Consider the following 15,021-nt stretch of genomic DNA (forward strand, 5'->3'; position numbering starts at 1 on the left):
TCACAAATTAAAAAAATGTCACCTAAAACCTCGCAAAAATAACGTTTTTTTTTTAACTAGTTATTAATATTCTCCAGGTCCAGCAAAAATGCGTACTCTTCGGCATCTTCCTTTAAGGCTTCAAAACGTCCTGAAGCCCCGCCATGACCTGCAGTCATATTGGTTTTAAGCAGTAATTTGTTACTGTCGGTTTTCAATAATCTTAGTTTAGCTACCCACTTAGCTGGCTCCCAATATTGCACTTGAGAATCGTGCAAACCAGTGGTCACCAAAATATTGGGGTAATCTTGGGCTTTGACATTGTCATAAGGTGAATAGGATTTCATGTAGTTGTAATATTCCTCTTCATTGGGGTTCCCCCATTCGTCATATTCTCCCGTAGTTAAAGGGATGCTGTCATCCAACATGGTGGTAACCACATCCACAAAAGGAACGGCGGCAATTACCCCATTGTAAAGTTGAGGCGCTAAATTTATAACAGCTCCAATAAGCAAACCACCTGCACTGCCTCCCAAGGCATATAAATGCTCTTTAGAAGTATACTTCTCAGATATCAAATGCTTTGAGCAGGCAATAAAGTCTGTAAACGTGTTTGTTTTGGTCAATAATTTTCCATCCTCATACCATTGGCGTCCCAAATATTCACCTCCACGAACATGTGAAATCACATAAATGAATCCACGATCCAACAAACTCAAGCGAATGGTTGAAAAATATGGGTCAATGGTTGAACCATAAGAACCATAGGCATATTGCAACAATGGATTACTGCCATCCTTTTTGATTCCCTTGCGATACACCATAGACATCGGAATTTTGGTGCCATCATCGGCAGTGGCCCAAATGCGCTCGGAAACATAATTTTCCTTGTCGAATTTACCACCCAAAACTTCCTGTTCTTTCTTTACCGTTTTTGTTTTGGCAACCATGTTAAAATCGATGGTAGATGATGGCGTTGTCAATGAATTATAGCCATATCTTAAAATATCCGTATCAAAATCTACGTTGGTTCCTGTATAAGCTGTATAGGTTTCGTTATCAAAAGGAAGGTAATAATCTTCTGTACCATCCCAACGGATGATTCTAATTTCATTCAATCCATTGCTACGTTCACTAACCACCAAGAAATCCTTAAAAATGTCAATATCTTCAATCAGCACATCCTCACGATGCCCTATGACCTCTTGCCAATTTTCAATTCCGGTAGCTGTTTCAGATGTTTTCATCAACTTAAAGTTGATGGCGTTATCAGAATTGGTTACCACATAAAAGTTATCACCGTAATGCGAAATACTGTATTCCACTCCCCTAATACGTTCTTGGAACAATTTGAAACTTTCGTCAGGTGTATCGGCATTCAAAATATGGTATTCGTTCGTTAAAGTACTGTAACAAGCTATCACCAAATATTTTCTGGATTTGGATTTGTATACGGTCACCCCAAATGTATCATCCGCTTCATGGAACACAAGCGTATCATTGGCTTCATCATCCCCTAACTTGTGTTTGTAAATCTTGTCAGATCTTAAGGTTTCCGTGTCCTTTTTAGTGTAGAACAATGTAATATTATCATTGGCCCAAGAAGCAGAACCTGTCGTGTTTTCAATACTATCCGGCAATATTTCATTGGTTACCAAATTTTTCACTTTCAAGGTGTAATTCCTACGTCCAACAGTATCCAACCCAAAGGATATAAGTGTATTATCCGGACTCACATTTAGTCCCACCAATCGAAAATAATCGTGACCTTCTGCCATTTCATTACAATCAAAAAGCAGTTCATCCTCAGCTTCTAGAGTTTCCTTTTTCCTTATGTAAATAGGGTAATCTTTTCCTGTTTCGTATTTTACAATGTACCAATAACCATTGTATTTATAAGGCACCGATTGATCGTCTTCCTTGATTCTAGACTTCATCTCCTCAAACAATTGCTCTTGAAATTCCTTGGTATGACCCGTCAGTTCATCACAATAGGCATTTTCGGCATTCAAATAATCAAGAACCTCTTGATCCTCACGTTGATTCAACCAAAAATAGTCGTCTACTCTAACATCACCGTGAATCTTTAACTCTTTAGGAATACGTTTAGCAATAGGGGGCTGTACCTTTACTTGTGTCATTAAGTTTAATTTTTGAAGAGTGCAAAAATAGGGTTTTAATTACAATTTGGGTGTTAACTTAATATTAATGCTTTTTTTGGAGAGAATTGGTAATTTTGCAGGAAACCATAAAATTGAATATTATGTTTGGAGATATGATGGGCATGATGAACAAATTACAGGAAGCCCAAAAGAAAGTTGAAGCTACTAAAGAGCGCCTAAATACGGTATTAATTGACGAAACCAGTAACGACAATAAATTGAAAGTTACCATCACCGCCAACAGAACCATAAAATCCATTTCCATTGACGATGAATTGCTTGAAGACAAGGAAATGTTGGAGGATTATTTACTGCTAACCCTTAACAAGGCCATTGAGCGCGCCACAACGGTTAATGAAACCGAAATTGCTGCTGTAGCTAAAGAAGGAATGCCAAACATTCCAGGAATGGACATGTTCAAATAAACTAAAATTTCAAGGTTTTTAAACTTGATAAAAAATAGTCATGCATTTGCGATGTATAATCCAAATGTGTGACTATTCTTAGTTTTCCCCCTCCCATTCCAATAATATGGATGTTTTTTTCTTTTAGAGCATTAACAAAAACCTCCTCTTCAACGCCCGAATTCAACTCAAAAATGACGATGTTGGTTTCTATAGGCTCAATGCTTTTAATAACAGAAAGTTCCTTTAAAACCATTCCTATTTCTTTGGCTTTGTCATGATCTTCTTGAAGCCTTTCAATATGATGATCTAAGGCATACAATCCAGCTGCTGCAAAAAAACCCACCTGACGCATATTGCCTCCGAAAAGTTTTCTGTAACGAATAGCGTGCTCCATGATATCCGCATCACCAACCAACACAGAACCTACTGGACAGCCTAAACCTTTACTCAAACACACCGAAATGGTATCGAACAGCCCGCCGTATTGTTGGGTACCTTCCTCTTTTGCCACCAAAGCATTCCACAATCTGGCACCATCCAAATGGTATCCTAATTGATTCTCATTACAGACTTCCTTTATACGTTCCAATTCCTTAAAATCCCAACACGCACCACCGCCTTTGTTGGTCGTATTTTCAATTTCTACCAATGAGGTATGGCTGTAATAATATTGCGGAGGATTGATAGCTTCCTTAACCTGATTGGCCGTAAACATACCTCTGTGCCCGTCAATTAACTTACAAGAGACTCCACTATGAAACGAAGCTCCCCCAGCCTCATAATTGTAGATATGGGCATATTTATCGCAGATAACCTGTTCACTTGGGTTGGTATGCAATTTTATGGCCACTTGATTGGCCATGCTTCCAGAAGGGAAAAACAAAGCACTTGCTTTTCCAAACATACTCGCAATACGTTCCTCCAATTCAAGGACCGTTGGGTCTTCCCTAAACACATCATCACCCACTTTAGCAGCCATCATAGCCTCCATCATCTCTGGAGTAGGTTTTGTTACGGTATCACTTCTTAAATCTACTATCATATCAATCTAAAACATAATTACACATATCGGTTCCAATAGGTGAACCATCTGGAATTTTAGGGGCTTCTTCAAGCTCAAATTCCTTAGGTTCTTCATTGAATTCAGCTATCAATCTATTGTAATGCGAAGCATAGTTGTTTTTGCTTTGTTTTAGCACTGCGGAAATAGTTTCCAAAGCATTACTAGCGATGGCATTCACTTGAAAATAGGCTTTTTCGGTAACGGCCAAATTCATTACATATTTTAAAACAATCACATTAACCATCTGCTGTACTTCATTTAAATAAGCATCTTTATATGATTGATGAAACGACTTTTCAATCAATTCATTTAAAACGTCTTCCAGACCTATTTGATTTTTATCCAAACTCTTTTGCGTCACTAATCTATTGGCTCTTTCTGGATGTAATAACAATTTTAAAGTCATCTCACTTGAGGTGGACGCTGCGCTTAAAGGGTCGAAAGCTACGCCCGCCTTTCCTGAAAAGGATTCGCGCCCTCTATTATATTGAAAAGCCCGTGGCGGAAATAATTCCAATTTATCCTTCGGAATTGCCAATTGTTCCGCAGATAGTGTTCCTAAAACAGCTTCCAAAGCCTCTTTTTGAACTTTTGCATCCACTATTTTTCTAGTTAATTGTCCATCGCCTTTTACAGCATAATTATAATCCAAACCACCCACTACTTTTGTCGCAGCCTCTGTTTGATATCGATGAAAGAAATACAGTGGCACAAACACATCTTCCAAAACCGAATAAGGCTCATAAGTCCTGATATTATCAACTGAAAAATTAGCTATGGCTTGTTCCCTAACCTTCATCACTCGATTTAATTCTTCCGAGGCACTATTTCCATTATCCCATAAATGGGCCAACAAATGGGCACCGCCCTGTGCTCTAGCATCAGAATCAGTGATAAAACGAAGACCTTCTTTTTGAGCAGCATCTAAAATAGCATTTAAAGCTTCTCCTTCATTTGTAGTATCCGAAAATTCAGAATAACTATAGGCTACTGTAACCTTATCCCAGCTTCCTATTCCCGTTGCATAGGCATTGCTTAAGTCTATATTCTTCCCCTGAAGTTCTATCAATGGATGGGGATAATCCATTACCGAAGCCCTGTCATTGGCGCTAGCTGCAAAATTATGGGCAAAACCCAAGGTATGCCCTACTTCATGTGCGCTCAACTGCCTAATTCTTGCTAATGCCATTTTCAACATTGGTTGGTAATTATCATCACTCTTAGCAAATGGTTGATTCAATAAAGCTTGAGCAATCATAAAATCCTGACGAATCCTTAAACTCCCTAAACTCACATGACCTTTGATGATTTCGCCTGTTCTGGGATCTATTACGCTACTACCATAACTCCAACCGCGAGTTGAGCGATGCACCCATTGAATAACATTGTATCTGCAGTCCATAGGATCTGCATCCTCCGGCAACATTTTTACTTGAAATGCATTTTTAAAACCGGCATCTTCAAACGCTTCATTCCACCAACTTGCCCCTTCCAATAAAGCAGATCGCACAGGTTCTGGAGTACCAGGATCCAAATAATAAATAATAGGCTCTTTGGCCTCACTTATTTTTTCATTCGGAAACTGCTTTTCCAATCGATGTCTAATGATGAAATGTTTTTTTATAGGCTCTTGAATTGGGGTAGCATAATCCAAATAGGAAATGGAAATTGCCCCACTTCTAGGATCAAAAACCCTTGGTTGATAGCTATCATCTGGCAATTCAACGAAGGAATGATGTTGAATCACACTCACTAAAGATGGTGTTGGTGTCACGGATTTAAGTTTGGTTCCTGAAGGTTCTCCCGAAAAAGTCAACAAGGCCTCAAATTCTACATTTTCAGGAAATGCTTTGGTTCGTTTCAAAGACAAAGCGCTTTTACTTAAATCTACCTTGTAGTTTCCTTCTTTTGAGCGTTTCAGTGTATTGGCTACCTCGTGTCTGTCCTCTAATAAAAAAGGGGTCAAATCAATGATGTAAGCTCCATTACTTTCCTTCTCTATCTTAAACCCAAAAAGAACTGATTTTGCAAAAGCCTGCTCAATGCTTTTTCTCTCCAATTCATTGTCTGTATTAGCCCTGTAATCAATATTTCTTTGCACCAACAACAGTTTGTTTCCTGCTTTGGTAAAGCTTACAACACGGTTATCCCCTAGCTGCCCCCTATCCAAACCAATATCATTAGAACCAACTCCTGTGGCTAAAGAATTCACATACAGAAATTCAGTATCCAATTTATTTACTTCCAAATAAATCTTGTCTTGTGCTTCTTCATAGTAAAAATTAAAGAATCCCTTATAGGATTCTAATTGCTTCCCTTCAAGAACTTGTGAAAATACTGAAGATATGTAGAGAAAGGATACAATTGCTAATAGCTTGTTTTTCATAGAAAATAAATTAGTCTATAAAACTAATTATTTAAATGGCGTATTCAAATTATTACCAAAAATTGTGAAGTGTCCAAGATGAGCTTTTTTGAATTCCAACTCCTTTTTAGTATTTTATTAATTAATCATTAAATAATTACAAAAACCTCATTTTTACATACCTATTATTATATTTTTCAACCAACTTAAGTTAAAACTTATCTTTATTTTAGAGAAAATTAGCACAAATGAAATCGAAATTTACAAATCCATTATTTTCCTCGTACATCAAAAATGAAGGCCTTTTCGATGAAATATTTGATGACAACAAAAAAGTTCGTAAAACCTACAAGAAAATCTTTGAACTATATAGAGACCATTCCAATTCCGATTATGCTGCTTTGAATGAGAAGGCCAAAGCCGCCTTTTTCAATCAAGGAATTACCTTTCAAGTCTACAGAGATTCACAAACTCAGGAAAAGATTTTCCCTTTCGATTTATTTCCTAGAATCATCGAAGCCAAAGAATGGAAAACCATTGAAAAAGGAGCTTTGCAGCGCAGCAAGGCCTTGAATGCCTTCCTTTGGGATTTATACCACGACAAACAAATTATCAAAGCTGGAATAGTTCCTATGGAGCTTATCAGTTCCTCGGCCAACTACTTGAGACAAATGCAGGATTTGGATCCTCCAGGTGGTATTTATAACCATATTTCAGGAACCGATCTCATAAAACATTCCGATGGCAATTACTACGTTCTTGAAGACAATATCAGATGTCCTTCGGGGGTTAGCTACGTCATCTGTAACCGAAACGCTTTGAAGCGCGCTTTGTTTGGGGTGTTTAACCATTACCAGATCCATAATGTCACCAATTATGCCGAAAATTTGTTGGAAATCATGGAATCGGTAAAACCACATGGCGTTGACATTCCAACCTGTGCAGTGATTACGCCGGGCATTTACAACTCGGCCTATTATGAGCACTCCTACCTAGCCAAAACCATGGGAATAGAATTGGTGGAAGGTCGTGATTTGTTCGTGGAAAATGATTTCGTCTATATGAAAACCATTACTGGTCCTAAAAAAGTAGATGTCATCTACCGCCGTATTGACGATGGCTTTATAGATCCTTTGGAATTTAGGCAAGACTCAGCCATTGGGGTGCCAGGACTGTTTGCAGCCTACAAAAAAGGGAATGTCAGTTTGGTGAATGCTCCAGGAACAGGGGTTGCCGACGACAAAGCCATTTACACCTATATGCCAGAAATCATTAAGTTTTACCTTGGCGAAAAACCTATTCTTAACAATGTTCACACCTACCACTGTAGTCGCCCAGACGATTTAAAGTATGTCTTGGAAAATGTAGACAAATTGGTGGTAAAACCTGTAGATGAAGCTGGTGGTTATGGTATTTCCATTGGAAACAAACTCACCAAAGAGGAAATTGAAAACGTAAAAACAGTCGTTAAGGAAAACCCTCGAAAATACATCGCACAGCCCATCATGTCGCTTTCTGTACATGCCACTTATATTGAAGATTCCAATTCCTTTGAGCAACGCCATATCGACCTAAGAACCTTTACGCTTTTGGGTAACAATAAGGAATTTGTACTTAAAGGCGGACTAACACGTGTAGCACTGCAGAAAGGAAATTTAATTGTAAATTCTTCGCAAGGAGGAGGCTCCAAGGATACCTGGGTTTTAAAAAAATAACACAATATGCTAGCAAGAGTAGCCAATAATCTTTTTTGGATGGGACGTTATATTGAACGTGCTGAACACACAGCCCGTTTTATGAACGTGAATTATTTTTCGTCGCTGGATGCACCGAATAAACTATCGCAGTCCCGAAAATTTGTACTACAATCCATAGCCACAATGGTTGGAGATGTTCCGAAAAAAGAAAAAGATCTCAGTGAAGAAGATATCATTTATAATGTAGGCTTAAACCCAGAAAAGCCCTATTCTATTTTTAACTGTATAAAATATGCACGGGAAAATGCCAATACTTCCAGAGATTCCATGTCTACGGAATTTTACGAATCCATTAATAAGTTTTACCACTATGTCAATGATTTCCCTAAGGAACTTTTAATTAAAAGTGGACTTCACGATTTTACTACACATGTTATAGAGCAGACCTCAATTTTAAGGGGAAGAATACGCAGCACATTGTTGCACGACGAAATTTATGCCTTGGTGCTCCTAGGAATCAACATTGAACGCGCCACACAAATCATCCGCATCATCAAAACCAAACACGAGGACGCCCAAAAGGCCTTGGGAGGATATTCCAAGCCTATTGAAAACAGTTTTGAATGGACCACGCTTTTAAAGTGTTGCGAATCATACGATATGAACAGACGGTTTTATAAAAAAACGCCTAATCAAAACACTACGCTGGAATTTTTGTTACTCAACCCAAATTGCCCCAGATCTGTGATGAATTCCTTAAATCAAATACAAAACCATATGGCAACCATAGATTCCTTAAAGGAACGAGACAAAACATCGGCAGCGTTTCTTGTTGGAAAAATGCGGGCAGAATACGAATTTAAAACCGTGGAAGAAATTGAAACAGATGTTTCCAAATTTATAGATTACACTTTGCAGGGTTTAGCGAACATTTGCACAAAATTAGATTATGAATACTTCAATTATTAACTTTTTTTAACTCAAACTGTTCCTCTCAATAGGTTATTTTTGCATCCCTATTTTATTGAAGACATGGCATTTGACTACACTATTAAATATAAGTCCAATAACACCTACGAAAACCCAGTTTTTGAGGCATATTGGCAATTTATGATCATTCCTGAAAACAATGTTTCCCAAAAGTTGGTATTCAGTGATTTTAAAACTTCCGTTAATGCCCGAATCGAAAAATCCATCAACGGTTACAACTTTCAAACGGCCAGGATTCATTGCAAGCAACCTTTCGCGGATATTCAATTTGAAGCGGAATTTAAATTGACCAAAGAGGAAATCAATCCGTTTCAGTTCACCTCTAAATTGGAGCCTTCACAAGAATTTGAAGCTATCAACAGTTTAAACTTCAAAGTTGAACACGAAAGCTACCTTACCCCTACAGAACTTACCAAACTTCCATCTAAACATATTGACCTCTATAAATTTGATCCGTCAATTTCAATTTTAGACAACCTTGTTGCCCTTAACAAATGGACTTATCTATATATCTACTTTAAAGCTGGCGTGACCCATATTGGTTCTTTATTGAATGAAATCATTGAACATCGTCATGGAGTTTGCCAAGATTTTTCACATCTGTTTATTGCCATTGCCCGTCAAAACAACATTCCTGCCAGATATGTTTCGGGCTACCTACATCAAGGAGATGGCTTTTTTGGAGATTCACAAATGCATGCTTGGGCAGAAGCCTACATTCCAGAAGTGGGATGGGTTGGTTTTGATCCTGCCAACGATATTTTGGCCGACCACAACCACATAAAGGTTTCTCACGGAAAAGATTACAACGATTGTTCCCCAATTAAAGGTGTCATTTATTCTACAGGAAAAAATGAAACCCAACATTCCGTAGAAGTCACCTACGAACAATAAAAGCCACCAAAGGTTTAGTCATTTCAAAAATGTGTGTTATTTTTGAAAAAAAATTAATCTTTATGACTACATCCGATCAAATAAAAGATCTTGTAGAACGCCTGGGAGCGTTGAGGAGGTATCTTTGACATTGATGCCAAACTAATCGAAATTTCTAACGAAGAAGAAAAAACATTCGACCCTAATTTTTGGAACGACTCTAAGCAAGCCGAACTGATCATGAAATCCCTCCGGGAGAAGAAAAAATGGGTTGAAGACTACAACACTTCAAAAACACTTGTTGAAGATTTAGAAGTCCTTTACGAATTCTATAAAGCCGATGATGTTTCTGCTGAAGAAGTCGATGCGCAATATGCTAGCGCTTTAGAGCTTATTGAACGCTTGGAATTCAAAAACATGTTGTCTGATGAAGGTGACAGTTTAAGTGCTGTATTGCAAATTACTGCCGGTGCTGGAGGGACAGAATCCTGCGATTGGGCAAGCATGCTCATGCGTATGTATTTGATGTATGCCGAAAAAAACGGATTCAAAGTAAAGGAGCTCAACTTTCAAGAAGGTGACGTAGCCGGTATTAAAACCGTAACCTTGGAAATTGAAGGCGATTTTGCCTTTGGTTGGCTAAAAGGAGAAAACGGTGTACATCGTTTGGTGCGTATTTCTCCTTTCGATAGTAATGCCAAAAGACACACCAGCTTCGTATCGGTGTATGTGTATCCTTTAGTGGACGATACTATTGAAATTGAGATCAACCCTGCCGATATTGAAATTACAACAGCAAGATCCAGTGGTGCGGGAGGACAAAATGTAAACAAAGTGGAAACCAAAGTACAACTTGTTCACAAACCTACAGGGATTCAGATTTCCTGTTCCGAAACACGTTCGCAACACGACAACCGTGCCAGAGCCTTACAAATGTTGAAGTCGCAGTTATATGAAATTGAGCTTCAAAAACAGATGGAACAACGCGAAGACATTGAAGCCGGTAAAATGAAAATTGAGTGGGGAAGCCAAATTAGAAACTACGTAATGCATCCCTATAAATTGGTAAAAGATGTCCGTACGGGTCATGAAACCGGTAATGTAGATGCCGTAATGGATGGCGATATCGAACCATTTTTAAAAGCATATTTAATGATGATGGGACAACAGGAAGCTCCCGAAAATTTATAAACAACATGATTGAGATTTATCACAACCCAAGATGTAGCAAATCCCGAGAAGGCATTGAAATCCTAGAAACTTACGGAGCGCCATTTAAGGTGATTAAATATCTTGAAGACACTCCTGACAAAGCACAAGTGGCCAACTTGGTGAAACTCTTGGGAATTTCACCTATTGAATTGGTTAGAAAAAATGAAGCTATTTGGAAAACGGAATTTAAAGGGAAAGACCTTAGTGATGACGACATCATTACGGCTATGGCAAACAACCCAAAACTTATTGAACGTCCAATAGTTATTAAAGGAAATAAGGCCGTTATTGGAAGGCCTGCATCCAAAATCCTTACCATTCTATAGCCCTTTCTTTAGGGTTTCTTTAACATAACTTTAACCTATGCTGGCTAAACCTTAAGCTATTTTTGCGGTCAAACACGTAAAAATAGAGGTTTATGCATAGGTTAATTTTGTTTTTTATACTCTTCACATTAGGAACAACTGCAGTAGTTTCCCAAACTAGCGACAGCCAAAAAAGGGAAATGGAACGCTACAAGGAAAAACTAGAAGAGGAAAAAGAAAATTTCATTCAAGAATTAGTGGATAGTTTGGAAGTGGACGACTTCCAAAAACACATTATCAAACAAAAACTCTACTCTTATTTTGATGCCAAGCAAGAGCTTTATGAGGCTCGTTTGGAAAGTTATGTCCTACAAGAACAACTTGCCGAGCTTGACAGAACCCATTTTGCAGATTTAAAAGACATTTGTTCGGAAGAAACCATCAAGAAAGTTCAAGACGCTGTCCAACATCCACAAGAGCAAATTAAGAAGAATAAAAAAAACAAACGAAAGAGAAAAAAAGCTGACAACTAGAAATGAAGTATTTATTAACGACCCTTATTGCTTTAATTTGCTTAAGCAACAGTATTTACGCCCAAAAACACAAGGAAATTGTAGTTACAGGAAAGGTTATGGACGCCGATGTGAACCTTCCATTGGAATATGCCACGGTTTCCTTTTTTAATACAAAAGAAAACAAAATAACCACTGGAGGTGTTACCGATACGGAAGGTAATTTTTCCATAAAAGTGCCTACAGGAACTTATAACATTTCTATTGAATATATTTCATACAAGAAAAAAACACTAGAAAATAGAACTTTAGACCACAACACTAATTTAGGAACCATCAACCTATCACTGGACGTGGAATCCTTAAATGAAGTGGAAGTAATTGCCGAACGTACTTCTGTGGAAATCAAACTGGATAAAAAAATCTATAATATAGGAAAAGACATCACCACGGCTGGTGGAACAGTAAGCGACGCTTTAAATAATGTGCCCTCCGTTTCTGTAGATACCGAAGGAGCTATTAGCCTACGTGGTAACGAGAACGTGCGTATTTTAATTAACGGAAAACCTTCCGCCATGGCAGGTTTTGGTGACTCCAACATTTTAAGTCAGTTGCCTGCTGAAGCCATTGAACGCGTAGAAGTAATCACCTCTCCTTCTGCTCGCTACGATGCCGAAGGTACTGCTGGGATATTGAACATCATCTTACGTCAAAAAGAGACCCTTGGTTTTAATGGTTCGGTGAACTTTAACCTTGGTACACCCGATAATGTTGGGTTAACTGCCAACCTTAATTATAGAACCGAAAAGTTCAATTTGTTCTCAAATATTGGGTGGCGTTATTTTGATGCGCCTGGATATTTTTTCAGAGATGTGAACTATTTTGACAAGGAAGAAGATGGTGTGATTGAAGAGCCTGAATTCCGTCGTATTCGTGAAAAGCAAGAAATGGAGCGCTTAAACAGGAACTACAACGGAAACATTGGGATTGAATATTTCCTAACAGAAAACTCTTCGCTTACTGGTAGTGTATTCTATAGATATGGGGAAGATGCCGACCTTTCCACAAACAATAGCCAGCGCTATGATAATGATGGTACTGAGGTTGAAAAAACGCTTCGTCGTGAAAAACAAACTGAAGATGACAACAATTACCAATTCTCTTTGAATTACATCAACCATTTCAACAAAGAAGGACATCAAATCACGGCCGATTTTCAATATGAAAACGACCATGAAAACCAATACACTTTTATTAAGGAAGACTATGTTTTTACAAATGAAGATGATCCAGAACTTATAGTACCTGAACAAATCTTTTCAATAGAAGATAAAAATGAATTCCTTATCCAAACAGATTATGTATTACCATTAGGAAAAGATGGTCGTTTTGAAGCTGGTTATCGAGGGAATTTTAATAATGTAGTTACTGATTATATACTTGAACAGGATAATGATTATAATGGTGTATATGAGTTAAACGATACCTATTCCAATATTTTTGACTACACACAAAATGTTAATGCTGTGTATTCGCAATACGGAAACAAGTTTGGAAAGTTTTCGTTCCTTTTAGGATTGCGTTTGGAACAGACACAATTAAAGGGAAAAATTGATTCCAGATTATCTGAAGAAGATTTGAACACTGCCTTTGGATTTCCCATCCAAACCAACTTTAAGAAGGACTATTTAGGATTGTTCCCAACGGTGAATGTGATTTACAACCTTTCAGGAAACTCATCAGATTCAGAAGAGAACATTTCTTTTGGATACAACCGAAGAATCAACAGACCTAGAAGCTGGTTTATCAACCCCTTCCCTACCAGATCCAGTAGTGCCAATGTATTTCAAGGTAATCCTAACCTAGAACCAGCCTTTGCGAGTGCCTTTGATTTGGGCTATTTAAAACGTTGGGATAAATTGACCTTTACGGCTTCGGTATATTATCAACATGAAACCAATTCGTTTCAACGAGTTCAAGAAATTGCAAATCAAGAGAATAATCAAAGCATACAAGTAATCAGAACCATTCCAATAAACCTTTCTACAAATACAAGAACTGGTGGAGAATTTGGAATCCTATACAATCCAAAAAAATGGTTGCGATTAAATACAAGCTTTAACTTTTTCCAGTTTAATACAGATGGAGACTTTAATGGTGTAGACTATAGTGCCAAGAACAACAGCTGGTTTGCAAGATTTAGCTCTAAAGTTACTCTACCTTACAAAATAGATTGGCAAACCAATGCCCATTATAGAGGTGCTGTACAGGATGCTCAAAGTGATACCGATGGGATTTTCTCTATGGATTTGGCCTTTAGTAAAGAGATAATTAAAGACAATGCCACTATTTCGTTAAACGTAAGAGACGTATTTAATTCCCGTAAACGAACTTCGTTAACAACAACCGAGTTCTTTACAAGATACAGTGAAAGCCAATGGCGTCAACGCTCTATAAACTTATCGTTTATATACCGTTTCAACCAACAAAAGCAACGTCAAAGACGTGAAAACAATGGTGGTGACGACATGGATTTTGAAGGATAACTTCAAAATCACTACAAAAAGAAAAGGAAGCCAAATGGCTTCCTTTTTTTATATTGTAAAAAAACAATCGAATATTAACTGTTAATACGACTTGCCTTTTTTTCTTCTCTCATTTCTTTAAGACGTTCCATTAAAGCTCCTCCAATCCAATAAGGAATTACAAACGTCAATAAAAATATCATTAACCAGAATCCAATAGTCAATATGGTTAAAAATGCTAAAAATCCTAAATACTGATCAAACTCAAACATGTGGTGTCTTTTTTATAACTCCCGCAAAGATAACACAAAGTGTTTTGTTTTACAATAAGAGAATGAATTTTATTAACATAATATTAGGAATGCTCATATAAAGCCAAAACCATAGCAAAACAAAGGCATTTTAATATCTTGTGAATAAATATTTTACGTAAAACCTCTCGTGCTTAAATGACTAAAAGTTCTCAAATCGTAATTCTTGATAACATTTAGTTTTCGGATAATGCCTTTACCTTTTTTAACGCTTTCGGAAATGTCTCATTAAAATAACCATCAAAACCAGGCACCGTATCCAACTTGACTTCCAACAACGTTTTTCCTTCATTTTCAATCAATACATAAATCTCTTTAGAACCTGTCCAAGACTTTGTTTGTTCATCAAGTGGTTGCTCTTTACCTTCCTTAAACATTCCCAAGTGTTGAAAAGCCATTAATTCATTAGTGACCATTTTATCTATTTTACTATACATCCCCTCACCTTTTCCGTCCAGAAACAAAATCTTGCCGCCTTCTTTCCAATCGGTTTCAAAATGGGAACCTTCCGTAAATACACTTGTCCAGTTTCTGTAATTCTCATCTTCCCAAAGGGCCTTCCAAACTTTTTCTTTTGGCGCTTCAATAGTAGTAGAAAACGCAATTGTCTGTAACATAAT

General features: G+C 37.5%; 13 protein-coding genes. 8 read left to right on the top strand and 5 right to left on the bottom strand.

Translation table 11 applies throughout. The annotated features are described in order from the left end of the window. Nucleotides 1–56: 56 nt before the first annotated feature. Nucleotides 57–2,120 carry a S9 family peptidase gene (locus ZA06_RS13305; protein ID WP_053977960.1) on the bottom strand — a complete coding sequence of 688 codons (2,064 nt, stop codon included), beginning with the start codon at nucleotides 2,118–2,120 and terminating at the stop codon, nucleotides 57–59. 122 nt (nucleotides 2,121–2,242) lie between these two features. On the opposite strand from ZA06_RS13305, the gene ZA06_RS13310 reads away from it, so the two are divergent. Continuing rightward, on the top strand, nucleotides 2,243–2,566 hold the full coding sequence (locus ZA06_RS13310) for a YbaB/EbfC family nucleoid-associated protein (RefSeq protein ID WP_053978092.1): 324 nt from the start codon (nucleotides 2,243–2,245) through the stop codon (nucleotides 2,564–2,566). A gap of 1 nt (nucleotide 2,567) precedes the next feature. Here ZA06_RS13310 and ZA06_RS13315 read toward each other — a convergent pair whose 3' ends face one another. Both ZA06_RS13315 and ZA06_RS13320 read right to left on the bottom strand, forming a co-directional pair. Next, entirely contained in the window at nucleotides 2,568–3,590 is a 1,023-nt protein-coding gene (locus tag ZA06_RS13315; protein WP_053977961.1) for a threonine aldolase family protein, read from the bottom strand. Nucleotide 3,591: 1 nt separating this feature from the next. Beyond that, nucleotides 3,592–5,997, bottom strand: coding sequence for a zinc-dependent metalloprotease (locus tag ZA06_RS13320; RefSeq protein WP_053977962.1), 2,406 nt, complete (start codon nucleotides 5,995–5,997; stop codon nucleotides 3,592–3,594). Between the two features lie 227 nt (nucleotides 5,998–6,224). Here ZA06_RS13320 and ZA06_RS13325 point away from each other — a divergent pair, with 227 nt between their 5' ends. The 7 genes from ZA06_RS13325 to ZA06_RS13355 all read left to right on the top strand — a co-directional run bounded on the left by ZA06_RS13325 (nucleotide 6,225) and on the right by ZA06_RS13355 (nucleotide 14,111). Beyond that, nucleotides 6,225–7,691, top strand: coding sequence for a circularly permuted type 2 ATP-grasp protein (locus tag ZA06_RS13325; RefSeq protein ID WP_053977963.1), 1,467 nt, complete (start codon nucleotides 6,225–6,227; stop codon nucleotides 7,689–7,691). Between the two features lie 6 nt (nucleotides 7,692–7,697). After that, complete coding sequence (locus ZA06_RS13330; protein ID WP_053977964.1) at nucleotides 7,698–8,642, top strand: alpha-E domain-containing protein; 945 nt, start codon at nucleotides 7,698–7,700, stop codon at nucleotides 8,640–8,642. A 39-nt stretch (nucleotides 8,643–8,681) separates the two neighbouring features. Then, a complete protein-coding gene (locus tag ZA06_RS13335) occupies nucleotides 8,682–9,557 on the top strand; it encodes a transglutaminase-like domain-containing protein (RefSeq protein WP_240472265.1) in 876 nt (291 codons plus the stop codon). A 62-nt stretch (nucleotides 9,558–9,619) separates the two neighbouring features. Beyond that, nucleotides 9,620–10,727, top strand: a protein-coding gene (gene prfB / locus ZA06_RS13340; RefSeq protein ID WP_157503264.1) for a peptide chain release factor 2 whose coding sequence is annotated in 2 segments (ribosomal slippage) — nucleotides 9,620–9,682 and nucleotides 9,684–10,727 — 1,107 coding nt in all. Because the reading frame shifts where the segments join, the coding sequence is not laid out codon by codon here. A 5-nt stretch (nucleotides 10,728–10,732) separates the two neighbouring features. Beyond that, nucleotides 10,733–11,074 (top strand): arsenate reductase (glutaredoxin), encoded by a 342-nt coding sequence (arsC, locus tag ZA06_RS13345; RefSeq protein WP_053977966.1) that lies wholly within the window; start codon nucleotides 10,733–10,735, stop codon nucleotides 11,072–11,074. 92 nt (nucleotides 11,075–11,166) lie between these two features. Further along, nucleotides 11,167–11,586 carry a hypothetical protein gene (locus ZA06_RS13350; protein WP_053977967.1) on the top strand — a complete coding sequence of 140 codons (420 nt, stop codon included), beginning with the start codon at nucleotides 11,167–11,169 and terminating at the stop codon, nucleotides 11,584–11,586. Between the two features lie 2 nt (nucleotides 11,587–11,588). After that, nucleotides 11,589–14,111 (top strand): TonB-dependent receptor domain-containing protein, encoded by a 2,523-nt coding sequence (locus ZA06_RS13355; RefSeq protein ID WP_053977968.1) that lies wholly within the window; start codon nucleotides 11,589–11,591, stop codon nucleotides 14,109–14,111. A gap of 74 nt (nucleotides 14,112–14,185) precedes the next feature. Here ZA06_RS13355 and ZA06_RS17020 read toward each other — a convergent pair whose 3' ends face one another. Beyond that, nucleotides 14,186–14,362, bottom strand: coding sequence for a hypothetical protein (locus ZA06_RS17020; protein ID WP_168155232.1), 177 nt, complete (start codon nucleotides 14,360–14,362; stop codon nucleotides 14,186–14,188). A 215-nt stretch (nucleotides 14,363–14,577) separates the two neighbouring features. Next, the gene (locus ZA06_RS13360; RefSeq protein ID WP_053977969.1) at nucleotides 14,578–15,018 is read right to left on the bottom strand and encodes an SRPBCC family protein; all 441 of its coding nucleotides are present in this window, start codon (nucleotides 15,016–15,018) and stop codon (nucleotides 14,578–14,580) included. Nucleotides 15,019–15,021 lie beyond the last annotated feature (3 nt).

The sequence above is a fragment of the Mangrovimonas xylaniphaga genome (genome assembly GCF_001280435.1).
Lineage (GTDB): Bacteria > Bacteroidota > Bacteroidia > Flavobacteriales > Flavobacteriaceae > Mangrovimonas_A > Mangrovimonas_A xylaniphaga.